At 34.5% G+C, this 23,186-nt stretch carries 17 protein-coding genes and 1 riboswitch; of the genes, 15 read left to right on the forward strand and 2 right to left on the reverse strand.

What is annotated here, in order from left to right; all coding sequences use genetic code 11:
- The first annotated feature begins 298 nt into the window (after positions 1-298).
- The 7 genes from C7954_RS05985 (at position 299) to C7954_RS06015 (ending at position 10,495) form a co-directional block, all read left to right on the forward strand.
- On the forward strand, positions 299-2,413 hold the full coding sequence (locus tag C7954_RS05985) for a BglG family transcription antiterminator (RefSeq protein WP_089655890.1): 2,115 nt from the start codon (positions 299-301) through the stop codon (positions 2,411-2,413).
- Complete coding sequence (locus tag C7954_RS05990) at positions 2,414-4,312, forward strand: PTS mannitol transporter subunit IICBA (protein ID WP_073158887.1); 1,899 nt, start codon at positions 2,414-2,416, stop codon at positions 4,310-4,312.
- A gap of 46 nt (positions 4,313-4,358) precedes the next feature.
- Complete coding sequence (locus C7954_RS05995) at positions 4,359-5,618, forward strand: zinc-binding dehydrogenase (protein ID WP_073158953.1); 1,260 nt, start codon at positions 4,359-4,361, stop codon at positions 5,616-5,618.
- A 63-nt stretch (positions 5,619-5,681) separates the two neighbouring features.
- Positions 5,682-5,963 carry an HPr family phosphocarrier protein gene (locus C7954_RS06000; RefSeq protein ID WP_073158889.1) on the forward strand — a complete coding sequence of 94 codons (282 nt, stop codon included), beginning with the start codon at positions 5,682-5,684 and terminating at the stop codon, positions 5,961-5,963.
- Positions 5,964-6,194: 231 nt separating this feature from the next.
- On the forward strand, positions 6,195-8,855 hold the full coding sequence (locus C7954_RS06005; protein WP_134059093.1) for a glycoside hydrolase family 31 protein: 2,661 nt from the start codon (positions 6,195-6,197) through the stop codon (positions 8,853-8,855).
- 146 nt (positions 8,856-9,001) lie between these two features.
- A complete protein-coding gene (locus C7954_RS06010) occupies positions 9,002-9,739 on the forward strand; it encodes a Mut7-C RNAse domain-containing protein (protein WP_276330797.1) in 738 nt (245 codons plus the stop codon).
- A gap of 105 nt (positions 9,740-9,844) precedes the next feature.
- Positions 9,845-10,495 carry a metallophosphoesterase family protein gene (locus tag C7954_RS06015; RefSeq protein ID WP_134059100.1) on the forward strand — a complete coding sequence of 217 codons (651 nt, stop codon included), beginning with the start codon at positions 9,845-9,847 and terminating at the stop codon, positions 10,493-10,495.
- Between the two features lie 135 nt (positions 10,496-10,630).
- On the opposite strand, the gene nhaC is transcribed toward C7954_RS06015, so the two are convergent.
- The gene (gene nhaC, locus C7954_RS06020; RefSeq protein WP_089716762.1) at positions 10,631-12,007 is read right to left on the reverse strand and encodes a Na+/H+ antiporter NhaC; all 1,377 of its coding nucleotides are present in this window, start codon (positions 12,005-12,007) and stop codon (positions 10,631-10,633) included.
- Positions 12,008-12,334: 327 nt separating this feature from the next.
- Here nhaC and C7954_RS06025 point away from each other — a divergent pair, with 327 nt between their 5' ends.
- The 7 genes from C7954_RS06025 to recQ all read left to right on the forward strand — a co-directional run bounded on the left by C7954_RS06025 (position 12,335) and on the right by recQ (position 21,341).
- A complete protein-coding gene (locus tag C7954_RS06025; protein ID WP_176760723.1) occupies positions 12,335-12,511 on the forward strand; it encodes a hypothetical protein in 177 nt (58 codons plus the stop codon).
- A 107-nt stretch (positions 12,512-12,618) separates the two neighbouring features.
- The gene (gene msrB, locus C7954_RS06030; protein WP_089716763.1) at positions 12,619-13,821 is read left to right on the forward strand and encodes a peptide-methionine (R)-S-oxide reductase MsrB; all 1,203 of its coding nucleotides are present in this window, start codon (positions 12,619-12,621) and stop codon (positions 13,819-13,821) included.
- 287 nt (positions 13,822-14,108) lie between these two features.
- Complete coding sequence (locus C7954_RS06035; RefSeq protein ID WP_073158899.1) at positions 14,109-14,645, forward strand: macro domain-containing protein; 537 nt, start codon at positions 14,109-14,111, stop codon at positions 14,643-14,645.
- A gap of 221 nt (positions 14,646-14,866) precedes the next feature.
- Positions 14,867-14,951: riboswitch (ZMP/ZTP riboswitch) on the forward strand.
- A gap of 257 nt (positions 14,952-15,208) precedes the next feature.
- Positions 15,209-17,437 (forward strand): formate C-acetyltransferase, encoded by a 2,229-nt coding sequence (gene pflB, locus C7954_RS06045; protein ID WP_073158901.1) that lies wholly within the window; start codon positions 15,209-15,211, stop codon positions 17,435-17,437.
- An 83-nt stretch (positions 17,438-17,520) separates the two neighbouring features.
- On the forward strand, positions 17,521-18,249 hold the full coding sequence (pflA, locus tag C7954_RS06050; RefSeq protein ID WP_073158903.1) for a pyruvate formate-lyase-activating protein: 729 nt from the start codon (positions 17,521-17,523) through the stop codon (positions 18,247-18,249).
- A 149-nt stretch (positions 18,250-18,398) separates the two neighbouring features.
- Positions 18,399-19,496 (forward strand): alpha-amylase family glycosyl hydrolase, encoded by a 1,098-nt coding sequence (locus C7954_RS06055; RefSeq protein ID WP_073158905.1) that lies wholly within the window; start codon positions 18,399-18,401, stop codon positions 19,494-19,496.
- Positions 19,497-19,565: 69 nt separating this feature from the next.
- Positions 19,566-21,341 (forward strand): DNA helicase RecQ, encoded by a 1,776-nt coding sequence (gene recQ / locus C7954_RS06060; protein ID WP_134059103.1) that lies wholly within the window; start codon positions 19,566-19,568, stop codon positions 21,339-21,341.
- A 34-nt stretch (positions 21,342-21,375) separates the two neighbouring features.
- On the opposite strand, the gene C7954_RS06065 is transcribed toward recQ, so the two are convergent.
- Positions 21,376-22,392 (reverse strand): mechanosensitive ion channel family protein, encoded by a 1,017-nt coding sequence (locus C7954_RS06065; protein ID WP_089723238.1) that lies wholly within the window; start codon positions 22,390-22,392, stop codon positions 21,376-21,378.
- A 187-nt stretch (positions 22,393-22,579) separates the two neighbouring features.
- Here C7954_RS06065 and C7954_RS06070 point away from each other — a divergent pair, with 187 nt between their 5' ends.
- The gene (locus C7954_RS06070; RefSeq protein WP_134059107.1) at positions 22,580-23,185 is read left to right on the forward strand and encodes a hypothetical protein; all 606 of its coding nucleotides are present in this window, start codon (positions 22,580-22,582) and stop codon (positions 23,183-23,185) included.
- Position 23,186: the final 1 nt, after the last annotated feature.

A 23,186-nucleotide genomic window follows, 5' to 3' on the forward strand; every position in this document is an offset into this window, starting at 1 on the left:
AACATAAATAGATAATCTAATCACCAGCAATGAAAGGCTTTAATATAAAAGACAAAACTGAAGATTATAAATTCTGTCATTTATTACAGCTGCCATAACTATTTTTCTTTTCCTTGTCATTTAAGAGTTAAAAGAGTAAAATTAATTTAGAAATTGAGAAGAGCAAAGAAATAATTATGCATTTAACTGACATAATTTAATAAGAGCAGCATAACTTTATAACTTATGACTTCTGAATTTTAAAAATTTGCAATTATCAGTTTAAAATTAACACTTTTGGCCAAAAGGAGTAATAATTATGAAAATTAGTTCTAGAACAAAAAAAATAATTAAAATTTTAATTAATAATGTTGATTATATTGTAACTGAACAAATTGCAGAAAAGTTGGATGTAAGCTCCAGAACTATTTTAAGAGAACTCAAAAAAGTAGAAAAGTGGCTTCAAAAAAATAATATTTTACTAGAAAAGAAAAAAGGAACCGGAATTCGTTTGGACTGCAGTCCAGCTGAAAAAAGAAGAATAAAAGAAATTTTAGAATTTGAAAATGTTGATCAACACTATTCACCAGCTGAAAGAAAAATGATTATTTTAGCAGAACTGTTAAAAGATCAGAGGCCAAATAAATTATATGCCTTTACCAGAGTCTGTAATGTTTCTGAGGCAACAATCAGCAATGATCTGGATGAGATTGAAAATTGGCTCAAAGAATATCAGTTAAGACTAATCAGGAAGCCGGGGCTCGGAGTTTATATTAATGGAAGAGAAAGAGATATTAGAAAGGCAAGTATTAACCTTCTTTATCAAAATTTTGATTTAGAAGAAATATTGCTGCTGCTGCAGGATAAGTATTCTGAGAAAGAACAGTCATTAAGAAAAACACTTTCTAAAAATAGGCTTTTAAATTTAATTGGACTGGATACAATTAACCTCTTAGACAACTATATCAAAGAATTAGAAGAAAAAATGAACTACAGACTGGCTGATGACTCCTATGCAGCGTTAATGGTTCACCTGGCAATTGCCTTAAAAAGGATTAAAGATGGAGATCAAATTATAATAGACCAGAAGCTTTTAGAAAAAATTAAGACAAATGATGAATTTTTGATTGCCAGAAATTTGGTTACTTCAATAGCCGATGCTTTTAACGTGGAAATTCCAGAAGCTGAAGTTGCCTATGTCACGATGCATTTAATGGGCAGTAAAGGGCGTGGAGGAATCTATAATGATGAGATATCAATGACCGAAGATTATCATTTAGTTCATATCACAAGAAAAATGATAGAAACTGCTGAAATAGAATTGGGAATTTATTTAGAAGATGATGAGGAATTATTAATTGGTCTTGTTCGACATCTAGAACCAACGATAAATAGAATTAAACTTAATTTAGACATTCGAAATCCACTTTTAGAAGAGATTAAGAAAAAGTACGCAAAGCTTTTTCAAGTATCAAAAAAGTGTGCTGAAATTCTGGCTGAGAAAGAAAAAATTAAAGTGCCTGAATCTGAAGCTGCGTATATAGCAATGCATTTAGGTTCAGCTGTTGAAAGAAAGAGAAAACCTCAGCAAAAGTATAGAGCAGCTGTTGCCTGTACCAGTGGAATTGGCGCTTCAAGGCTTTTAGCTTCAAGATTGAGCAAAGAATTTGAAAATATAGAGATAACTTCCTTAATTTCAACTTTAGACTTTGATAATCAAGAAATTGAAAATATGAACTTAGATTTAATAATTTCAACTGTTGCAATTCCAGAAAGTAAAGTTCCGGTAATTGTCGTTAATCCTCTTTTAAACGAGAAACAGCAGCAGGCAATTAATGACTTTCTTTTAAGCCATCAAGCAAAAAAACAAAATAATAATAAGCAAATTACTTTAAAAGAAAAGTTAGAAATGATCAATAACTATAATCAGGGAATTTTAGAAGTTTTAAATAATTTTCAGCTGCAAAACAATTATGACTATCAAAATATTGAGAAGTTAATTAAAGATGCTGCCCAAATGCTGACACCTTTAGAAGAAAAAAGAAAAGGTATTGAAGCTGATTTAAGTTTAAGGGAAGAAAAGGGGAGCACAGTTTTAAAACATAATCAAATTATGTTATTACACTGTCAGAGCAGTGCGGTTAAAGAATTATATTTTGCGGTAATTAGACCAGAATCAACTTTTAAAATTCAAACTGAAGCTGATAAAAAAACTGAAATTAAGATTGTTATTTTGATGGCAGCTCCACTAAAAGGGAGTATTCAGGGCAGAGAAGTATTGAGTGAAATAAGTCATTTGTTAATTGAAAATCAGGATTTTATAGAGGCTGTAAAAAGTGGAAGTAAAGAAGATATTTATTACGGTTTAGCAGAGCATTTCGATTATTTTTTACAGCAGAAAAGTATGGTGAATTATCACAAGGAGGAAAATTAAATGCAAAAAAGCAGTTTTCAAAATAATGTGCAGAGTTTTGGTAGATTTTTAAGTGGAATGGTAATGCCTAATATCGGTGCCTTTATCGCCTGGGGTTTAATAACTGCCTTTTTCATTCCAACAGGTTGGATTCCAAATGAAGGTCTGGCAAGTCTGGTAGGTCCGATGATTACTTATCTTCTGCCGCTATTAATAGCTTTTTCTGGTGGACGCTTGGTCGCGGGAATAAGAGGTGGAGTAATTGGTGCAGTAGCTACCATGGGAGTAATTGTTGGTTCAGATATTCCAATGTTTATTGGAGCAATGGTCATGGGACCCTTTGGTGGTTGGACAATCAAAAAGGTTGATCAGTTATTTGAAGGTAAAATAAAATCCGGTTTTGAAATGCTGGTTAATAACTTTTCAGCCGGTATAGTTGGTGGATTACTCGCTATCTTAGCCTATCAGATTATTGGACCTATTGTTGGTGGACTAAATGAAGTTTTACGATTGGGAGTAAATGCCTTTGTGAGTCGCGGTTTATTACCTTTAGCTTCAATTTTTATTGAGCCTGCCAAAATATTATTTTTAAATAATGCAATTAATCATGGAGTTTTAGGTCCTTTAGGAATTCAAGAAGCAGCTGAAACTGGGAAGTCAATTTTCTTTATGCTGGAAACAAACCCTGGTCCTGGTTTAGGTATTCTTTTAGCTTACTGGATTTTTGCTAAGGGTATGGTTAAACAATCAGCACCTGGTGCAATAATTATTCACTTTTTTGGAGGAATTCACGAAATATATTTCCCCTATGTTTTAATGAAGCCTTCCCTTTTATTAGCAGTCATTGGTGGAGGTGCAGGTGGAATTTTTACATTTAGATTATTTAGCACAGGTTTAGTAGCAACACCTTCTCCTGGTAGTATCTTTGCTTATCTGGCAATGACACCACGAGGGAATTATCTGGGAGTGTTTGCCGGTATTTTAGTTGCAACAGCAGTATCTTTTCTAATAGCTTCGGCTTTAATTAAAAGATCAGTTGCCAGAGGAGATACAATGGAATTTGAATCAGCTCAGTCTAAGGTGAGAGAACAAAAAGGTAAAGAACTTCATCTGGACAAAAAAACTAAAGAAATGACTGCTGCTGAAGTAGATAAAATTGTTTTTGCCTGTGATGCAGGTATGGGATCTAGTGCAATGGGAGCAGGAAGATTGCGTAAAAAAATTGAAGCTGCTGGTTTAGATATTACAGTTGTTAATAAAGCAGTTAATGAGATTCCCGAAGATGCTCAGATTGTAATTACCCATCAGAATTTAACTGAAAGAGCTAAAAACAAGGCACCACACGCAGAGCATATTTCAATTCAAGATTTTCTGCAGACACCGGTTTACGATCAATTAGTAAATAGACTTAGTGCAGAAGCAGATAATTCAGCAAAAGCAAATAATAGAAAAGAAGAAGCAGCAGAAGCAAAAACTGAGAGCAGTTCTGCTGCAAATAAAGAAATTCTAAAAAAGGAAAATATAAAACTGGGTTTAGAGAGTATTAAAAGAAATGAAGCTATTAAGATGGCAGGTCAACTGCTTGTAGATAGTGGATATGTTGATCAAGATTATGTAGATGCAATGCTGGATCGGGAAAAAGAAATGACAACTTATATCGGCCAGGGAGTTGCAATACCTCATGGAGTAGGAGCTGCCAAGAAAAAGATTAATAAAACAGGGATTTCAATACTTCAGTTTCCAGATGGAGTTGACTTTGAAGGAGAAACAGCTTATCTAGTAATTGCAATTGCAGGAGTTGGTAATGAACACCTTAAAATACTGGCCAACCTCTCAGAATTGATTGAAGAAGATGAGGCAGCGGAGAAACTGAGAACCACAGATGATGTCGATTATATTTACGAAAAATTTACTCTTTAAAATATTTAAAAAAGTAAATAAAATTTTAACAAAGGGTGGTCAACTAATGAAAACAAGAGCAGTACGTATATATGGTGAAAATGATCTTAGATTAGAGGAATTTGAGCTTCCAGAAATTAAAGAGGATGAAATTTTAGCAAGAATTGTTTCTAACAGTATCTGTATGTCGACATATAAAGCGGTAATTCAGGGTGGACGCCACAAAAGAGTTCCCGATGATGTTGCAGAAAACCCTACAATTACTGGGCACGAATTTGCTGGAGAGATAGTTAAGGTAGGTAAAAAATGGCAGAATCAGTTTGAACCAGGAGAAAAATTTGCAGTACAGCCTGCATTAAACTATAAGGGTAGTCCTTATGCTCCAGGTTATTCCTATAAATACTTTGGCGGTAATACAGAATATACAATTATTCCTCAGGAAGTTATGGAATTAGGTTATCTCTTAAAATATGAGGGAGATGGATTTTACGAAGCTTCACTTTCGGAGCCAATGTCCTGTATTGTAGGGGGCTACCATGCAGTTTACCATACAGAAAGCAATAATTACATTCATAAAATGGGAATTGTAGAAGATGGAAAAGTTGCCCTTTTAGGTGCTGCTGGACCAATGGGTTTAGGAGCAATTGATTATGCCCTTCATGCAGATCGCAAACCTTCGGTAGTTGTAGTAACCGATATTAACCAGGATCGACTTGATAGAGCAGCTTCTTTATTTACTCAGACAGAGGCAGAAAAACAGGGTGTTGAACTGCATTTTGTCAACACTGCCGAGATGGATGATGTGCCGGCTGAACTTAAAGAACTGGTTGGAGGAGAAGGTTATGATGATGTTTTTGTCTATGCTCCAGTGAGAGAACTGGCAGAACAGGGAGATCAGATCTTAGGTAAGGACGGCTGTATGAACTTTTTTGCCGGTCCTACAGATAAAGAACTTTCTGCTGAATTTAACCTTTACAACATTCATTATTCTCCAACTCACATTATGGGTTCAACTGGTGGTAATGATGATGATATGCGAGAATCGCTCAAGCTATCAGCTGAAGGAAGGTTAAATCCGGCAACAATGATAACTCATGTTGGAGGACTGGACAGTGCAGCAGATACTATTCAGAATCTACCAAAAATTCCAGGCGGCAAAAAGTTAATCTATACTTCAATTGATATGGAGCTAACAGCTTTAGCAGACTTTGCTAAAAAAGGAGAAGACAATCCTAAATTTGCTGAACTGGCAGAAATCATAGCAGATAATAATGGCCTCTGGTCAGCAGCAGCAGAAAATTATTTACTTGAAAATTTTAGGAAATAGGCAGATAAACTAAAAAAACTATTAGATTTGACGTAACGTTAAAATAAACAGGAGTGAATTAGTATGAAAAAAGCAGATTTTATTTTAGAACATGAGGAAGGATTTCACGCCAGACCTGCCGGTGTTTTTTCAAAGCAGGCAAGTAAATTTAAAGCAGATATTGTACTCTTTAAAAATGGAAATGAAGATAAAGAATATAATCCTAAAAGTATAATTTCGATCATGACAATGGGGGCAACTCAAAACGATAAGATTACAATTCAGGCAGATGGTAATGATGAGGAAGAAGCAGTTAACTCATTACTTGAGCTGGTAAAAAATGATTTTAAATTAGCTAATAAATAATTCTGGTAGCAGTTTTCGTATATTATTTCGGCTTACCGGTTTTAATTTGGTTAATTTAATTATAAAGCTACAGCAGCAATAGATTGAAAGGCCCATCATTTTGGACAGGTGATGGGTCTTTGTCTGTTTATGTGCACCTTCTGGGTATGCCGAACATGAAGACTGAAATTTGTTTAAGCAATTTGACAGTGATATAATAATTTAAAAGCATCTTACAGAGGAGCTGAAATTATGACAGAACTGGCAGAACATTTTAAGCTTGATTTTAAAGCAGCTGCGGCAGAGGAAGCTCAGGCTGCAGCCGACAATTTACGAGTTACAGTTTTAACAGACGGGCTGCTGCGTTTGGAGTACGATCCCGAGCAGGAGTTTGATGACAGACCAACTCAGCTGGTCTGGACCCGGAAGCTGGATGTACCTAATTTTAATCTGGTAAAAGATGAAAATAAGTTAGTTATAGAAACTGAAAAAATAAAACTTAAATATTTACGTGATGGCAGAGAATTATCTAAAGATAATTTAAAGATTAAAATTAAAGCAAATGAAGAAGAATGGTTTTATGGAAAAAAAGATGATCAAAATTTAAAAGGGACTTATCGGACTTTAGATGATGTTGATGGAGAAGTAGAATTAGACAGGGGTCTGCTTTCTAAATCCGGTTGGACTTTAGTTAATGACACTGAGAGCCTTGTTTTTAATAATACCGGCTGGCTTGAAGCTCGCAATATGTCTGCAGGATATCAGGACTTATATTTTATAGCTTATGGTGATCAATATCAGCAGGCATTAAAAGATTTTACTAAAATAACAGGTGAAATTCCCCTACTTCCCCGCTGGGCTTTAGGCAATTGGTGGAGCAGATACTGGGAGTATACAGATCAAGACTTAAAAGAACTGATGCAGAAGTTTGAGAATAAAGATATTCCACTTTCAGTCTGTATTGTGGATATGGACTGGCATCGCGTAGAAAATGAATATACAAGCGGCTGGACCGGTTATTCCTGGAATAAAAAATTTTTTCCAGAGCCCAAAGAGTTTACAGATTGGCTGCATAATAAGGGTTTAAAAACTGCTCTAAATTTACACCCGGCAGATGGAGTTCAGCCTCACGAAGATCAATATCAAAAGTTTGCAGAATATATGGGAATTGATCCGGAAAGCAAAAAAGGAATAGAATTTGATTTAAGCAAGCTTAATTTTATAAATGGCTATTTTAAACTGCTGCATAATCCATTAGAAGATCGAGATGGTGTTGATTTTTGGTGGATTGACTGGCAGCAGGGCCATGATAGCGGTTTAGAAGGACTTGATCCACTCTGGGGACTTAACCACCTTCATTTTTATGACCTAGCCCGTAATAATGACAAGCGAAAATTTATCTTTTCCCGCTGGGGAGGACTCGGCAGCCACCGCTATCCGATTGGATTTTCTGGTGACACAGTAGTCAGCTGGGATTCTCTCAAGTTTCAGCCCTACTTTACTGCGACTGCATCAAATGTTCTTTACGGCTGGTGGAGTCACGATATAGGTGGTCATTTCTTTGGTACTGAAGATAGAGAACTATATACCAGGTGGCTGCAGTTTGGAGTTTTTTCTCCTATAATGAGGCTTCATTCCACCAAAGATCCATATTTAGACAGAAGTCCCTGGGGTCATGGGGCAGATGTTTTAGAGATTGCAAGAGATTATATGCAGCTCAGACATCAATTAATCCCCTATCTTTATACACACAGCTACCGGGCCAGAGAAAAATCCATTTCCTTAATTCGCCCAATGTATTATGAATCGCAAAAAGAGACGGCCTACAGGGTTCCCAATCAATATTATTTTGGCAGTGAACTGATTGCGGCTCCATTTTTAGATCCAGCAGATGAAATGACAGAGCTGTCTCAACAGACTGTCTGGCTGCCTGAGGGAGAATGGTTTAACTATTTTAATGGGGAATATTATCAGGGCAATAAATTCTATAATATTTATGGAGATTTATCAGAATTCCCCTTATTTGCAAAAGCAGGAGCAGTCATTCCTTTAGCTGGAGAGAGCAAATTCGGAGAAACTGGCAATCCAGAAATTTTAGAAATAGAGATCTTTCCAGGTGCAGATAATGAGTTTAAACTTTATGAAGATAATGGAGCAGCAGTGGATGCAGAATTAAAAAAAGCAGAAACGATTTTTAAAAACAGCTGGCAGGAAGATCAGCAGCATTTTGAAATAGAATCTCTAGTTGGCTCAACCGAGGTTTTACCTGCAGAGCGAAGATTGAAACTTAAATTTAGAGCTGTCAACGAGGTAGATTTAGAAATTTTAATAGATCAGAAGCAGGTTAATCAATCTAAGCAAAATCAATTTACTTTAAATTATGACCAGGAGCAGAATACTCTTTTAGTTGAGTTTGATTATGATCCTCAAAAAAAATATAATTTTAAGCTAAAAAACAAAATTGGACTGCTGAAGCAGAGAGATTTACGTCTGGATAAAATAAAAAAAATAATTAAAAACTTTAAACTGCAGACAGTTGTCAAAACTAAGTTAGCTCAAGCTGCAGCAGAGGCAGTAAAAAAAGAAAAGGGAGCAGAATTTTTAGAAAGGTTTGATGCAGTTCTATCTCAATCACAGCTGGAAGCATTAGTTGAAATAATTTATAACTGTGGTTCGGCTCAGATTAAAACTGCAGATTTTGATCAGATAGTTCTTTTTAAAGGTGATTTAAAAGAAATGAGCTATAATCTCTCCTATGCAGTATTAACTGAGAATCCCCATAATCCAATTATGGAAATGAAAAAATCTGCTGTAAAAAATTATGAATTTCTTGATTTAGAAAAATTACAGAACGAAAAATGGAAGTTAAGCCTAAATTATACTGAATTTATCAAAAAGAAATATTCAAATTAAAAGCCCCTACTTTGTCCATTCCAGGATTTCATCTTTTTTTGTCCCATTTTTTTGGCTCCTTTTTTAAGATAGTATGGTTTAAAACTAGTATATATAATTTTTAAAATTTTAGCAAAAATTTAACGGGAGGAGTTATTATCAAAACTATTAAATTAAGATTTTATGGTTATTTAAATAAATTTATTGACCCTGAGCAGAAAAATTTACAGCTGGTAGATCAGCGCTATTATCTGCATCATTATCGAGGGCGGCAAACTATTAAAGATCGCATAGAAAGTTTGGGAATTCCCCACCCGGAGGTTGCTCTGATTTTAAGAAACTCTCAAGCTATAGATTTTTCTTATCTGGTGCAGCCCGGTGATTTCTTTTCAGTTTATCCCCATTTATATAATTTAAAGCTGCCTACAGCTAAATCTCTGCTGTCTAAATACCCAGCTAAACCAAAGTTTATTCTTGATGTTCACTTGGGAAAGCTGGCCCGCTATTTAAGACGTTTTGGTTTTGATACAGCTTATAGAAATGATTATCAGGACCAAGAAATTGTAGAACAGGCAGTCAGAGATAAAAGAATAATTTTAAGCAGAGATTTAGGTCTTTTAATGCGAAAAAAAGTTAAATGGGCCAAATTTATCTGGCATGATGACCCTCAGGTACAGCTTAAAGAAGTTTTTCTAAGATTTAATTTAGATCAATATTATCCGGGTCAAGAAAGCCGCTGTGTTAACTGTAACAGTAAATTAATAGAAATCAAAAAAGAAGAAATTATAGAAAGACTGGAGCCGAAAACTAAAAAATATTTTGAGAAGTTTAAATACTGTCAGCAGTGTGACAAAATCTACTGGAAAGGTTCTCATTTTGAGGAAACGGAAGAATTGCTTGATTAGCTCACTAATGATTAATTAAAAAAGATTAATTTGCTCTGCTCAAACTAAAGATTCCAGCAGATTTATGTTATAATCTATTTAAAGAAAGGAGTGGAGGTGGCTTAAATGGCTGAATATGTTATCGGTGATATTCACGGAGAAATAGATGAGTTAAAAACAATTATTGATAAAATTAATTATGACCAAACTCAGGACAAATTAATCTTTGTGGGAGATTATATTGACCGTGGTGCTAATTCCTATCAGATTTATAAATATATCAAAGAACTAGACAATGGCAAAAATATTTTTTTAAGAGGAAATCACGAGGAAATGATGATCGATGCTGTTTTAAACAATCATAATATTAATCTCTGGTATCAGAATGGAGGCCGAAAAACAGAAGCCAGTTTTCCAAATCAAACAGAGCTAAAAGAAGCTGCTCACTTTTTTGACTCACTTCCTTATTATCATGCAGATCAGGAATATATATTTGTGCACGCAGGGATTAATCCCGCACTGACTTTAGAAGAACAGACAAAACATGATTTGATTTGGATTCGCTATAAATTTTTAGGAGCAAAAAGTGATGATTTCAAAGAAAAAAGAACGATAGTTGCCGGACATACACCGGTTGCAGAAGTTAAATTTGACGGAAATAAGATTTTAGTGGATACCGGATCAGGTAAGGGTGGAATTTTAAGTGCTGTTGATTTAAATACTAAAAAAGTTTACAACACAAGTGATAAAAATCCAATTGCCTCACTTTTATTTTAAGCATAAATTATTGAGCTAAAAATTAATAAAATTTATTTAGAATAATAAATAAATTAAAAAGCGCTGGCCCGAATTTTAAAGGCTCAGCGCTTCAACTTTTTATAATTTCATTTGATCAAGCAAATTCTTTCCAGCCTAGTTACTTCTAAAAGTAAATTTACCTGTATAAGCATAAATAACAGCAATCACTGGGGCCAGAAAAGACAAAAATGTATACGGAATATAGCTAAAGCCAATATCCATCACATTTTGAATATAGACTGAAACAACTCCCCAGGGTAAAATAGAGCACCCCAGAGTTGATGCGGTTTCCAGAGAACGAGAAAGAACATTAGTATTGATATCCATTTCCTGATAGGCAGGAGCCAGTGTGCGTCCAGGAATAACTATTGAAACAAACATTTCTCCGGTAGCTAAAAGCATAACATAGGCTGAGGTTAAGGAAATTAAAATTAAATCTCTTGGTTTTTTAACTACTTTTAACATTGATTCCAGTAATACTTCCAAAATTCTCGCCTTCTCTAAAATCCCACCCATCGCAGTACCAGCCATAATGATGGCAACTGTACTCATCATATTATTGATTCCACCCTGAGTTAAGAGGTTATCTAAAAGCTCCATTCCTGTATCTGCTTGGTAGCCGTTGGCAGCTGCATTTAAAATTTCTGCAAAGCCCGCCCCCTGTGTTAAAAAGGCAAAAATAGAAGCCGTAATAAAGCTGATCGAAAGTGAGGCAATAGCAGGCATTTTAAATAATGAAAGCAGCAGCATTAAAGCTGGTGGAATTAAAGTCCACAAAGAAATATTAAAATTGCTGCTTAGATTTTCCATAATTATTGAAATTTGATTTAGATCGGCTCCACCATCAAGATAAGAGGCCCCCAGAATAGAATAAAGAATCAAACTGATCAAAGCTGCTGGAGCTGATATGTAAAGCATTGATTTAATATGTTCAAATAAGTCTGTACTGCTCATGGCAGCAGTTAAATTAGTTGAATCCGACATTGGTGAAATTTTATCACCCAACATGGCTCCGGAGACTATTGCCCCAACCGTTATAGCCTTTGGCACTCCAAGTCCCTCAGCAACTCCCAGCAGAACAATTCCCATTGTAGCAATGGTCCCAAAAGAACTTCCAATTAAAATAGAAGTAATAGCTGCCAAAATAAATGCTGCCGGCAAAAAAATACTTGGACTTAAAAAATTTAAGCCGTAGTAGATCATTGTCTGGATAGTCCCAGATAAAATCCAGCTTCCAATTACCATTCCAATTATGATCAAAATCAAAGAGGCTCCAATGGCATTTTTAATCCCTGAAATCATACCTCTTTCAATCTGATGCCAGCTTAAGCCCATAAGAATAGCAAAAACTGCAGCAGTCATTGCACCTAAAACAAGAGCGCTTTCTAAAACTAAAATTGTTCTAATCGAAATTAAAATAACTGCAATAACTGTAGTCAATGCAGTTACAGCACTTTTTAAAGCGGGTTTCTTTATTTCACTTTTTTTCATTTTTTAACCACCTTCATTATATATTTATCATATTAGTTAAATTTTACACTATATTTATGATATCTTTTAAACAGCTTAAAATCAAGGGAGAATTAAATATTATATACGAGTCAAAATTAATTTTGAAACTGTTTTAGATTAAGGAAAAACATACAACAACAATTAATTTTTTTGACAAATATTCGGAAAAATTTCTTAATTCATTTAGGTAGATGAATAAAATTAAGGTAGACAGTTAAAATTAAAAGGAGTGGTAATAATGGCAGATGCAATCGGCAGTGATGGTTAAAAGAGTTAAAACCATATAATTTAAAGATTACATATGCAGTGAGGCAGCTTCCTATTTTACACGATATTACTGCAGGAAAAGCTGAAGAACTTGGAATTGGCGAATATGCGGAAATAATTAAGAGCGGCACAACTGCTCCGGGAATGCTGATGGAAGAGTCCTCAGCAGAAGTTTTAGATGTCGGACTTAATGATTTTGTCTTTCTTTACCACTAAAATATAATCCTGAGTAATCTACTTACTATTTAAAATATCTAAAAAATATTATCATATATTGCAGGGCAGGATATTATATCTTTGATATAAATAGGGAGGTAGATTTAATGGATTATTTGTTTGTAACTTCGATTTTATTACTGGCGGTATTTGGTCTAAGTGCCAATGTTCTGGCTCAGGAAGCAATTTTCTATGATCAGCAGATGAATGAGTTAGAAACTGAGACTGCTACTTTTGGTCTCGGCTGTTTCTGGGGCCCTGACGGATCATTTGGTGCTTTAGAAGGAGTAGTTAGAACCCGAGTTGGCTATGCAGGTGGAGAAATGAAAGATCCAAGATATACAAAAATAGGTGACCACACAGAAACTGTTCAGATTGATTATGATCCAGATCAGATTTCTTATCGGGAGCTGGTGAAGATTTTTTTCAACAGCCACAATGCATTTGCTGAAGCCTATTCAAGACAGTATGCTTCATTAATTCTCTATCACAACGAAGATCAGCGGCAAACCGCTGTAGAGGTGAAAGAAAATTTAGAAGCTGAAAGAAATCGTAAAGTCAAAACAATGATTAAAGAATTAGATAGATTTTATTTAGCTGAAAATTATCATCAGAAATTTAGATTACAGCAGAAAACTGAATTTAGAGATCATTACTTTGAAATGATGAAGATTGAGGAATTTATAAATTCTCCAACTATCAGTAAAATAAATGGGTATGTTAGCGGTAAGGGTGAGCGAGATAATATTATTCAAAATATTGGTGACTTTGCACTGACATCTGAACTGCAGGAGGAACTTTTAAGAGTGAATGGAATTAATCCGGAAGAATGTATAACTTTCTGTAAAACTGAAGATGCTGATTCGGTTGTGATCAATGAAGAAGAGACCGATGCTGAATTAAGAGAACGTTTAACAGATCTGCAGTATAAGGTAACTCAGCTTGATGCAACTGAGCCTGCATTCAATAATAAATATTGGGATAATAAAGAGCCGGGTATTTATGTTGATGTAGTTTCAGGAGAGCCGCTTTTTTCTTCAACAGATAAATTTGAGTCTGGTTCAGGTTGGCCGAGCTTCACCAAACCCCTGGTTGAAGAAAATATAGTTAAAGTAGAAGATACCTCTTTTTGGATGAGAAGGATCGAGGTTCGAAGCAGAAATGCAGATTCTCACTTAGGACATGTTTTTGAAGATGGTCCTCAACCAACCGGACTCCGCTACTGTATAAATTCAGCCGCTTTAAAATTTATTCCAGCTGAAGACTTAGCTGCAGAGGGTTATGAGGAGTTCGAATATCTTTTTGAGTAAAAACATGCCCCTTCCGGGTACGGGAATATTATCTGGAAAATATTTAAAAACAACTTAAAAAGCAAAAAAGGGTGGATTTAATCCACCCTCATTTTAAGTAGTTGAAACTTAAGACTGTAGTTTAATTGAATAATATTTTGAAAATTGACCTATACAAAAATTTGCTTTTCTCAGCTTAAAAAAGGATAAATCATCTGCTTCTAGAATTATAATTATAATAATGTTAACAGTATCAGGACTAAGTTTCATTTTATATCACTAAGTATATTATACGAGGAGGAGCTTTTATGAAATATAATGTAGCTGGAATTGAACTGCAGTTGATTCAGGGAGATATAGCAGCTCAAGAGGATATTGAAGCTGTGGTCAATGCTGCTAATGCTAAGTTGAAAATTGGAGGTGGAGTTGCAGGGGCAATCCATCGAGCAGCTGGCCCGGAATTAGAAGAGGCCTGTCGTGAGCTGGCCCCGATTCAGGTAGGAGAGGCTGTAATTACATCAGCTTTTGAGCTGCCAAATCAATATGTTATTCACACTTTAGGTCCTATCTATGGTCAGGATAAACCAGAAGCAGAACTGCTGGCCAGATGCTATCAGAACTCTTTACATCTGGGTGAGGAGTGTCAGTTAAAAAGCGTTGCTTTTCCAGCTATTTCAACCGGTGCTTTTGGCTATCCAATTAAAGAGGCTGCAGAGATTTCCTTGAACACTATTAAAGAAATTGCCGGAGAACTAAAAAAAATCAGACTAATTCGTTTTGTACTATACAGCAGCAGAGATTTTAACGAATACAAAAAAGCTGCAGAAAAAATATTAAAAAAATGAAAATCATTTTTTAGCTATAATAACCAAAATTAGCTCTTAAAAACTATATTCAGAAAATTTAATCAATTTAGATAAATTACTAGAAACAAAAACTTTTAAATTAATTATTTTTCCACTTAAAGTCAGAGCAGAAGCAGCTCCCTGTCGTGCAGCAGCAGAAATTTAATTTGACAGCCTCAAATCTATCTGCTAATATATAAATTGTAATTAAAATTTGAATATATGGATTATATGACTGGCGGATAAATATGGGTTTAACCATAGGGGAATATAATCTTTATTAAGTCGCCCGCCTGGATATTGAATTAATTCTTTATCCGGGGGGCGATTTTTTTGTTTAGCTGCAGATTTTAGTCTTAAATCAAGTAAATGTAATCTAATTTACAATGAGCTGGAAATTTAAAAACATAGTAAAGTACTCAGGATTTGACGTTGGAAAAATATTCTGCTAAGATGAGAGTAGAATTCAGCTTAAGGGATATTTAAAAATTAAGTTCTTAACTCATAAAACAATATCTTTTGAGCAGCCAATAAGCTTATAAGACTAAAAGGGAGGATTTTAAATGAAATTTGATACTTTAGAACTAAAGGGTCAAAGGTGGGAAGAAGAAATTGACGTTCGGGATTTTGTTCAGCAGAATTATACTCCTTATACAGGTGGAGCTGATTTTTTAGCTGATCCAACTGAAAGAACAAAAGATATCTGGCGCCAGAGTTCAGAACTTCTCAAACAGGAAAGAGAAAATGATGGTGTACTCGCTATAGATACAGAAACAGTTGCAGATATCAATGCCTATGATGCTGGTTATATTGACCAGGATCAAGAAATAATAGTTGGTCTGCAGACTGATCAACCTTTAAAAAGAACTTTAAACACCTATGGTGGGATCAGAATGGCTCGTCAGGCAGCAGAAGCCTACGGCGAAAAAGTTGATCCGGATATAGATGAGATATTTACTAAATATAGAAAAACTCATAATGATGGTGTTTACGATGCTTATACTCCAGAAATTAGAGAAATTAGACGATCTGGAGTAATCACAGGTCTGCCTGATGCTTACGGACGCGGTAGAATCATTGGTGATTACAGAAGAGTAGCACTTTATGGTATAGATAGATTAATTGAAGCAAAAAAAGAGGATAAGGCAAATCTTAAAAGTCCAATGACCGAAGAAACAATTCGCTTAAGAGAAGAAGTTAGTGACCAAATTAAGGCTCTCAAAAAGTTAAAGGGACTTGGAGAAACATATGGCTGTGATTTAAGTCGTCCAGCTAATAATGCTAAAGAGGCTGTGCAGTGGACCTATCTTGCTTATTTAGGAGCCATTCAGGAAAACAATGGAGCAGCTATGTCTTTTGGCCGGGTAGCAGAATTCTTTGATATTTATTTTGAAAGAGATATTGAAGCTGGACTGCTGACTGAAAAAGAAGCTCAGGAAATTATAGATGATTTTGTAATTAAACTGAGGCTGGCCAGACAGCTGAGAACTCCCTCCTATAACGAACTTTTCAGCGGAGATCCACTCTGGGTTACTATTGTTTTAGGTGGAATCGGAATCGACACCAGACCACTTGTTACTAAAACAAGCTATAGAATCTTAAATACCCTATATAATTTAGGTCCGGCACCGGAACCAAATCTGACTGTGCTTTGGTCAGAACAGCTGCCGGAAAGCTTTAAACATTACTGCACCAAAATTTCAAAAGATACAAGTTCTCTGCAGTATGAAAATGATGATCTGATGCGCCTTAACTTCTCCGATGATTATGGAATTGCCTGCTGTGTTTCAGCAATGACACCGGGTAAAGATATTCAGTATTTTGGTGCCAGATGTAACCTGCCTAAAACTCTACTTTATTCTTTAAATGGTGGTAAGGATGAGGTCAGCGGAACTCAGGTTGGTCCTAAATTTAAGCCCTATGAGGGAGACGTTTTAGAATATGATAAGGTAATGGAAAACTTTGATCGTTTCCTTGACTGGTTGAGCGAAAAATATGTTGATGCTTTAAATATTATCCACTATATGCACGATAAATATGCCTATGAAGCTGTACAGATGGCTCTACATGATACTGAAGTTCAGCGGATAATGGGCTTTGGAGTAGCAGGACTTTCAATTATTGCTGATTCCCTCAGTGCAATTAAATATGCAGAAGTTAAACCGATTAGAAATGAAGATGGCTTAATTATAGATTTTGAAATTAATGGTGATTTCCCTAAATACGGCAATGATGATGACCGAGTTGATCAGCTGGCAGTAGAAGTAGTTAAACTCTTTATTAATAAACTAAAACAGCATCAGCTCTATAGAGATGCAGTTCATTCTATGTCAGTGCTGACTATCACCTCAAATGTGGTTTATGGAAAGAAGACAGGTGCCACACCAGATGGTAGAGAAGCAGAAGAGGCCTTTGCTCCCGGAGCTAACCCAATGCACGGTAGAGATAACTCAGGTGCCTTAGCCTCACTTAACTCAGTTGCTAAAATACCTTATAAGTACTGCCAGGATGGAATTTCTAATACTTTTTCAATTGTGCCGGAGGCTCTCGGTAAAGCAGAAGAGGCTCAGATTAATAATTTAACTTCAATCCTGGACGGTTATTTTGATCAGGGAGCACATCACTTGAATGTTAACGTCTTAAAAAGAGAAACTCTGCTCGATGCAGTTGAACATCCGGAAGAATATCCACAGCTGACAATTCGAGTTTCAGGTTATGCTGTTAACTTTATTAAATTGACACCGGAACAGCAGCAGGAAGTTATCGCAAGAACCTTCCACAAAAGTATTTAATCAGGATTTAACTGTATGAATGATACCGGGAATTTGAAAATTATTTTTAACGGTCCGGTATTCTCTTAGTAAAGGAGGTAAATATGGCTGAAGGATATATTCACTCAACAGAAAGTATGGGAACAGTTGATGGCCCGGGGATTCGTTTTGTTGTTTTTACTCAAGGCTGCCCACTGCGCTGTCAGTACTGCCATAATCCGGATACCTGGAAGCTAAAAGATGGTAAAAAAACAACAACTGCAGAACTGATGCATAAAATAGTGAAAATTAAACCATATATAGAGCGCTCAGGTGGTGGAATTACAATTTCAGGTGGAGAACCCACCATGCAGCTTGAATTCACACTTGATCTCTTAAAAAAAGCTAAGGCAGAGGGACTGCATACTGCTGTTGATACTTCAGGTTATGTAGATCCCGAAAAATTCAAGCAGCTGCTGCCTTATTTAGATCTGGTACTTTTAGATATTAAAACAATGGATGATTTAAAACATCAGGATCTGACCGGAGTTAGCAATAAAAAAACTTTAAATATTGTGGAACTGCTGGAAGCAGAAAAACAGCCTTACTGGGTCAGACATGTTGTTGTACCCGGCATTACTGATGATTTTGAAAAAATGCAGGAATTTGCTAAATATTTGCGGGATAAAAAATATTTAGCGAAAATTGAACTGCTGCCCTATCACGAATTAGGAAAGCATAAGTGGGAAAATCTTGGCCTTGAATACAAATTGGCCGCTGTTGAACCACCAGCTGCAAAGAAGATGACAGAGTTGAATTCCTGTTTTAAAAATTATAAAATAAATATAGCTTGAGTAAAATAATATTCAGAGAAGATCTCAATCAAATTGGCTTTGGTTGGGATTTTCTGTTTTTATGTCGAAAACTATGATATAATATATATTAATGATATTCATATTAAAATAATTATAAAAATAAAATATTTTTACTAGGAGATAAAATCATGCTGATACTTCAGGCTTTTTATTGGAATTGTTTAGATGACTGGTGGCAAGAAATTAGTTCAATCGCTGAAGAAATTTCAATTAAAGGGTTTGATACTGTTTGGCTGCCACCTCCATCTAAGGGGATGAATGGCAAAAACTCAATGGGTTATGATATTAAAGAACACTACAACTTAAATTCAAAATTTGGAAATAAAAGAACATTGAAGAGATTAATTAAAAAACTGCATAAAAATAAGGTAGAGGTAATGGCAGACTTAGTTTTGGGGCACATGCTTGGTGGTAAAAAAGAATGGAATCCTCATTTTGAAACAAAGACTTATACTAAATTTGACGAAGATGATTTTCCTAAAAACCATATGCATTTCTGTCACGAATGCGGAGGCTGCAGCAGCCGTAATAGTTTTGGCGAAACAATTTGTTATTATTCTGATCAAGAATATATGAAAAATGAGTTAATAAACTGGGCAAAATGGCTTAAAAATGATATTGGCTTTGACAGTTTTCGCCTTGATAATTTAAAGGATATGCGCTGGGATTTTGCCAAACAATTTGCAGACGAATTTAGAGATAATACCTTTATGGTTGGTGAATACTGGAATGGTGATGATCGAAGGCTGCAGGAATTTATTGATCACAGTCAGATTAATTTATTTAACTTTCCCCTTTATTACAGTATTAAAGAAATGTGTATGGATCCATTTTTTTCAATACGCAGTTTGGAAGATATTTCGAAAAAGAATAAAGTTAATTTTCTTTCAAATCATGACATTGAAAGAGAAGAAAGAGATTTTAACAAAGATGCAATCATCACAAATAAGGAATTGGGTTATGCTTATATCTTATTTCAAGATAACCCGGCCGTTATTTACTGGAATGATTATTTTAAATATAATCTACGAGAAAAACTTGATCAATTAATAAATTTAAGAAAAAATTCAATTCATAAACCGCTTGAAATAGTGAATTTAAATGATAATATTTATCATGCAAAAAGAGGTAGATATAACCTAATTATCAACAATGGTTATGATGAATATTATTATTCAGCTTTAAAAGTGGCTGGTAGAGATTATGAAATTTTTATAGAAGATTAACTTAGAAAGAAAATTAAATTAGCAGATTCAATTTAAAAATTACTAAATATAGCAGAGAAAGGATTTTTTATGTCTGCAGAAATTAACAATATAGACACAATTTTAAAAAAATATTATGGTTATGATAGTTTCAGAAAAGGACAGGAAAAGGTTATAAATAGTATTTTAGCCGGCAGGGATACAGCCGCAGTGATGCCAACAGGTTCAGGTAAATCTATCTGCTACCAAATTCCAGCTTTAATTTTTGAGGGGCTGACTATTGTAATTTCTCCCCTTATTTCACTGATGAAGGATCAGGTAGATGCTTTAAAGGAAATGGGTATCTCAGCCAGCTATATCAATAGTTCGATTAGCAATCAAAAACTGGAAGAACGTTTAAAATCAGCTGAAGCTGGAGAATATAAACTACTCTACATCGCTCCAGAAAGACTGAATTCTTATCGCTTTCTTGATTTGCTGCAGAGGCTAGATATTTCAATGGTGGCAGTGGACGAAGCACACTGTGTTTCTCACTGGGGTCACGACTTTAGGCCGAGCTATTTAAATATTTCAAAGGTTGTTGAGCGTTTAAACACCAAAGTTGTTTTAACTGCTTTTACTGCTACAGCAACCCCAAAAGTTAAGAGTGATATCAGTACTCAGCTTAAAATGGATAACCCATTAATTTATACAAGTGGTTTTGATCGTGCAAATTTAAGCTTTAAAATCCGTAAGGGAATTGATAAAGATCAGTTCTTAAAGGATTATCTAAAGGTTAACTCTGATCAGCCGGGTATAATTTATGCAGCAACCAGAAAAGAAGTTAACAGAATTTATGAGCTTTTAGAGAAGTTAAACTATCAGGCTGCCCGCTATCATGCCGGGCTTTCAGATCAGGAAAGAACAGAGGCTCAGGAAGCCTTTATTTATGATAAAATCCAGCTGGTTGTAGCAACAAATGCTTTTGGGATGGGTATTGATAAGTCAAATGTACGTTTTGTAATCCACTACAATATGCCCAAAAACATGGAATCATATTATCAGGAAGCCGGTAGAGCAGGTCGTGATGGGGAGCCAGCAGATTGTATTTTGCTTTATGCTCCCGGTGATAAGCATATCCAGAAATTTTTAATTGACCAGGTTGATGCAGCCGCTCCAAGAAAAGAAGAGCAGTTAAAAAAGCTGCAGCAGATGGTTGATTACTGTCATACCAGCAGATGTCTTCGAGCTTATATCCTAAAATATTTTGGTGAAGAAAATGTACCCTTAAAATGTGATAACTGCAGCAGCTGTAATGATCAGCGTCAACTTCAGGATATTACAGTTGAAGCCCAGAAAATTTTATCTTGTGTTTACCGTTTAAATCAGGGCTGGGGAATTACTGTAACAGCAAAGGTTTTGGCAGGATCAAAAAGCAAAAAAATATTAGAATCTAATTTTGATCAGCTTTCAACCTATGCTATTATGTCAGATTATAAGATCAAGGAAATTAAAAACTTAATAAATCTTTTAATAGCAGATGATTATCTCGGTCAATCAGGAGCTAAATATCCACTTTTAAAACTAAATCAGAAATCATATCAGATAATGAACGGTGAGCTAGAAGTTGAGAGAAGAATCGAAGCTAAACAGCAGCGGGTAAGTGAAGATAGTGAACTCTTTTTGATTTTAAAGGATTTAAGAAAAGAAATTGCTCGAAAAGAAGGAGTTCCACCTTATATTATTTTACACGACAGCAGTTTGAAAGATATGTGCAGACTTTTACCCCAGAACAAAAGCGAAATGCTTGAGGTAAGTGGAGTTGGTGAAGTTAAATATTCTCGTTATGGTGAGGAGTTTTTAACCGCTGTTAAAGATTATTCTTAGCTTTATTTACCTTATTTTAATATATAAATTTAAATTATTGGTTTTCAGGAAATTCAACTCTTGTTTTCGGTAAGCTTTCTGGATAATTATCCTGGATAAATTTAATTAATTTTTCTCTCAAAAATACTCTTAGCTCCCAGGCAGTTGGAGAATCATCTGCACTAACTAAAATTCTTAGCTCCATTGTTTTTTCACTAGCATTAGTTACCTGGACTACCTTGACTTTTCCATCCCATAGTTCATTATCTTCTAAAAGACGATCTAATTCCTCTCTGATGGCATCAACTGATATAGTGTAGTCTGTATATAGAAAAACAGTTCCTAAAATAAAAGAAGATTTTCTAGTCCAGTTTTGAAAAATATTGTCAATAAAATAAGTTGTAGGAACAACAAGTCGTCTGCGGTCCCAAACTTTTACCACAACATAAGTTAAATTAATTTCTTCAATCCAGCCCCATTCGCCATTAACTATGACAACATCCTGAACTCTAATTGGCTGGGCAATAGCCAGTTGAATTCCGGCTATAATAGAAGCAATAATTTTTTGGGCAGAAAAACCTATAATAATACTTGCAACACCAGCTGAAGCAAAAAGACTAATCCCAACTCTTTTAATTGAATCAAAAGTCATTAAAGCTGCTGCAATAGCTATAAAAATAATTAAGACTTTAATAACCCTTTCTAAAATTCTGTATTGAGTATGTATTTTTCTAGCTTTAAGGTTATTGTGGCTGTCAATTCTGTGAGTATCATCAAGATAAAGCCTAATTAAACGCATCAATCTAATAATAAACCAGCTAATTAAAAAGATTAAAATTATTTTTAAGAAATGATTGAATAAACTCAAAAATTTACTGCTATCAGATAAATAGTAGAAAGGAATTAATAACGCGATGTTTAACATCGTCAGCAGTAGTGGAATTTTAAGATTTTCTCTAATTTGTTTATACCGTTTTTTACTCAAATCTTTTAAAATGAATCTAGTTGAATATAAAAGTATAAAATATATAATGGTAAATGCTGTTATAGAAATAATAAAATCAATGTACACTGATTATCACCTCTTAAATATAATGATTATAAATTTAAATCTTATACAATTAATCTTAACATATATCTTAAAATTTTCAACTTTAACTTAATTTTGATATAATAAATTTAACCAAAGAATAAATATTAAATTGAGGCAGGGTTTTATTCAAAAATAGAGAATTATTATAGACAAGGGGGCTGAAAATATGGATATTACATGTGATCAAAGCTGTGGTATGGGATATATATATTTACAGCAGTTTAAACAGCATCAAAAAGAAGATTTTGATAAAAGCAGATTAATTGCATCTGCTCAGCCAATTGAAGTTATCGATAATATTTATCTTAAATTAAATAAACTCAACTGGCCAGATAAAAAATATATAGATGCTTTAATGGATGGCAATTTTATAGAAGAATTTCAAAATGATTTTGATGAAAATGCCTATCTAAAGGGGATTGAACTGCAGTTAAATCAGCAGAGACTGGAAAGTATAATTGAACATTATAAGTTAGCAACTTTTGAATTTAATAAAAATCAATTTTATTATATTGCCTTTGCTGAAGATGAAAAAGTTTTTGATTCAAAAAATTATGTTTATCCACTTTCAGACAAAGAAGATGCATTTGTTATTATTACCCGCAGCCAGGAGAGACGTTATCAGATAACATTAGGAGAAAATAAAGAGTCTGAAAAGTCTTTAAGTCCTAAAATAGCTTATATTAGAGCCTTAATATTTAAGGAAGAATCACCTTATGATATTGATTATCTTAAAAGGTTAAAATTATATATAAGTAATGAAGATTATTAAA

The organism is Halanaerobium congolense, assembly GCF_004366375.1.
Lineage (GTDB): Bacteria > Bacillota > Halanaerobiia > Halanaerobiales > Halanaerobiaceae > Halanaerobium > Halanaerobium congolense.

What these genes read in the sequence shown, in the direction of transcription:
- C7954_RS05985 (WP_089655890.1), top strand. Translation starts at nt 299, where the DNA reads ATGAAAATTAGTTCTAGAACAAAAAAAATAATTAAAATTTTAATTAAT.
- C7954_RS05990 (WP_073158887.1), top strand. Translation starts at nt 2,414, where the DNA reads ATGCAAAAAAGCAGTTTTCAAAATAATGTGCAGAGTTTTGGTAGATTT.
- C7954_RS05995 (WP_073158953.1), top strand. Translation starts at nt 4,359, where the DNA reads ATGAAAACAAGAGCAGTACGTATATATGGTGAAAATGATCTTAGATTA.
- C7954_RS06000 (WP_073158889.1), top strand. Translation starts at nt 5,682, where the DNA reads ATGAAAAAAGCAGATTTTATTTTAGAACATGAGGAAGGATTTCACGCC.
- C7954_RS06005 (WP_134059093.1), top strand. Translation starts at nt 6,195, where the DNA reads ATGACAGAACTGGCAGAACATTTTAAGCTTGATTTTAAAGCAGCTGCG.
- C7954_RS06015 (WP_134059100.1), top strand. Translation starts at nt 9,845, where the DNA reads ATGGCTGAATATGTTATCGGTGATATTCACGGAGAAATAGATGAGTTA.
- nhaC (WP_089716762.1), bottom strand. Translation starts at nt 12,007, where the DNA reads ATGAAAAAAAGTGAAATAAAGAAACCCGCTTTAAAAAGTGCTGTAACT.
- msrB (WP_089716763.1), top strand. Translation starts at nt 12,619, where the DNA reads ATGGATTATTTGTTTGTAACTTCGATTTTATTACTGGCGGTATTTGGT.
- C7954_RS06035 (WP_073158899.1), top strand. Translation starts at nt 14,109, where the DNA reads ATGAAATATAATGTAGCTGGAATTGAACTGCAGTTGATTCAGGGAGAT.
- pflB (WP_073158901.1), top strand. Translation starts at nt 15,209, where the DNA reads ATGAAATTTGATACTTTAGAACTAAAGGGTCAAAGGTGGGAAGAAGAA.
- pflA (WP_073158903.1), top strand. Translation starts at nt 17,521, where the DNA reads ATGGCTGAAGGATATATTCACTCAACAGAAAGTATGGGAACAGTTGAT.
- C7954_RS06055 (WP_073158905.1), top strand. Translation starts at nt 18,399, where the DNA reads ATGCTGATACTTCAGGCTTTTTATTGGAATTGTTTAGATGACTGGTGG.
- recQ (WP_134059103.1), top strand. Translation starts at nt 19,566, where the DNA reads ATGTCTGCAGAAATTAACAATATAGACACAATTTTAAAAAAATATTAT.
- C7954_RS06070 (WP_134059107.1), top strand. Translation starts at nt 22,580, where the DNA reads ATGGATATTACATGTGATCAAAGCTGTGGTATGGGATATATATATTTA.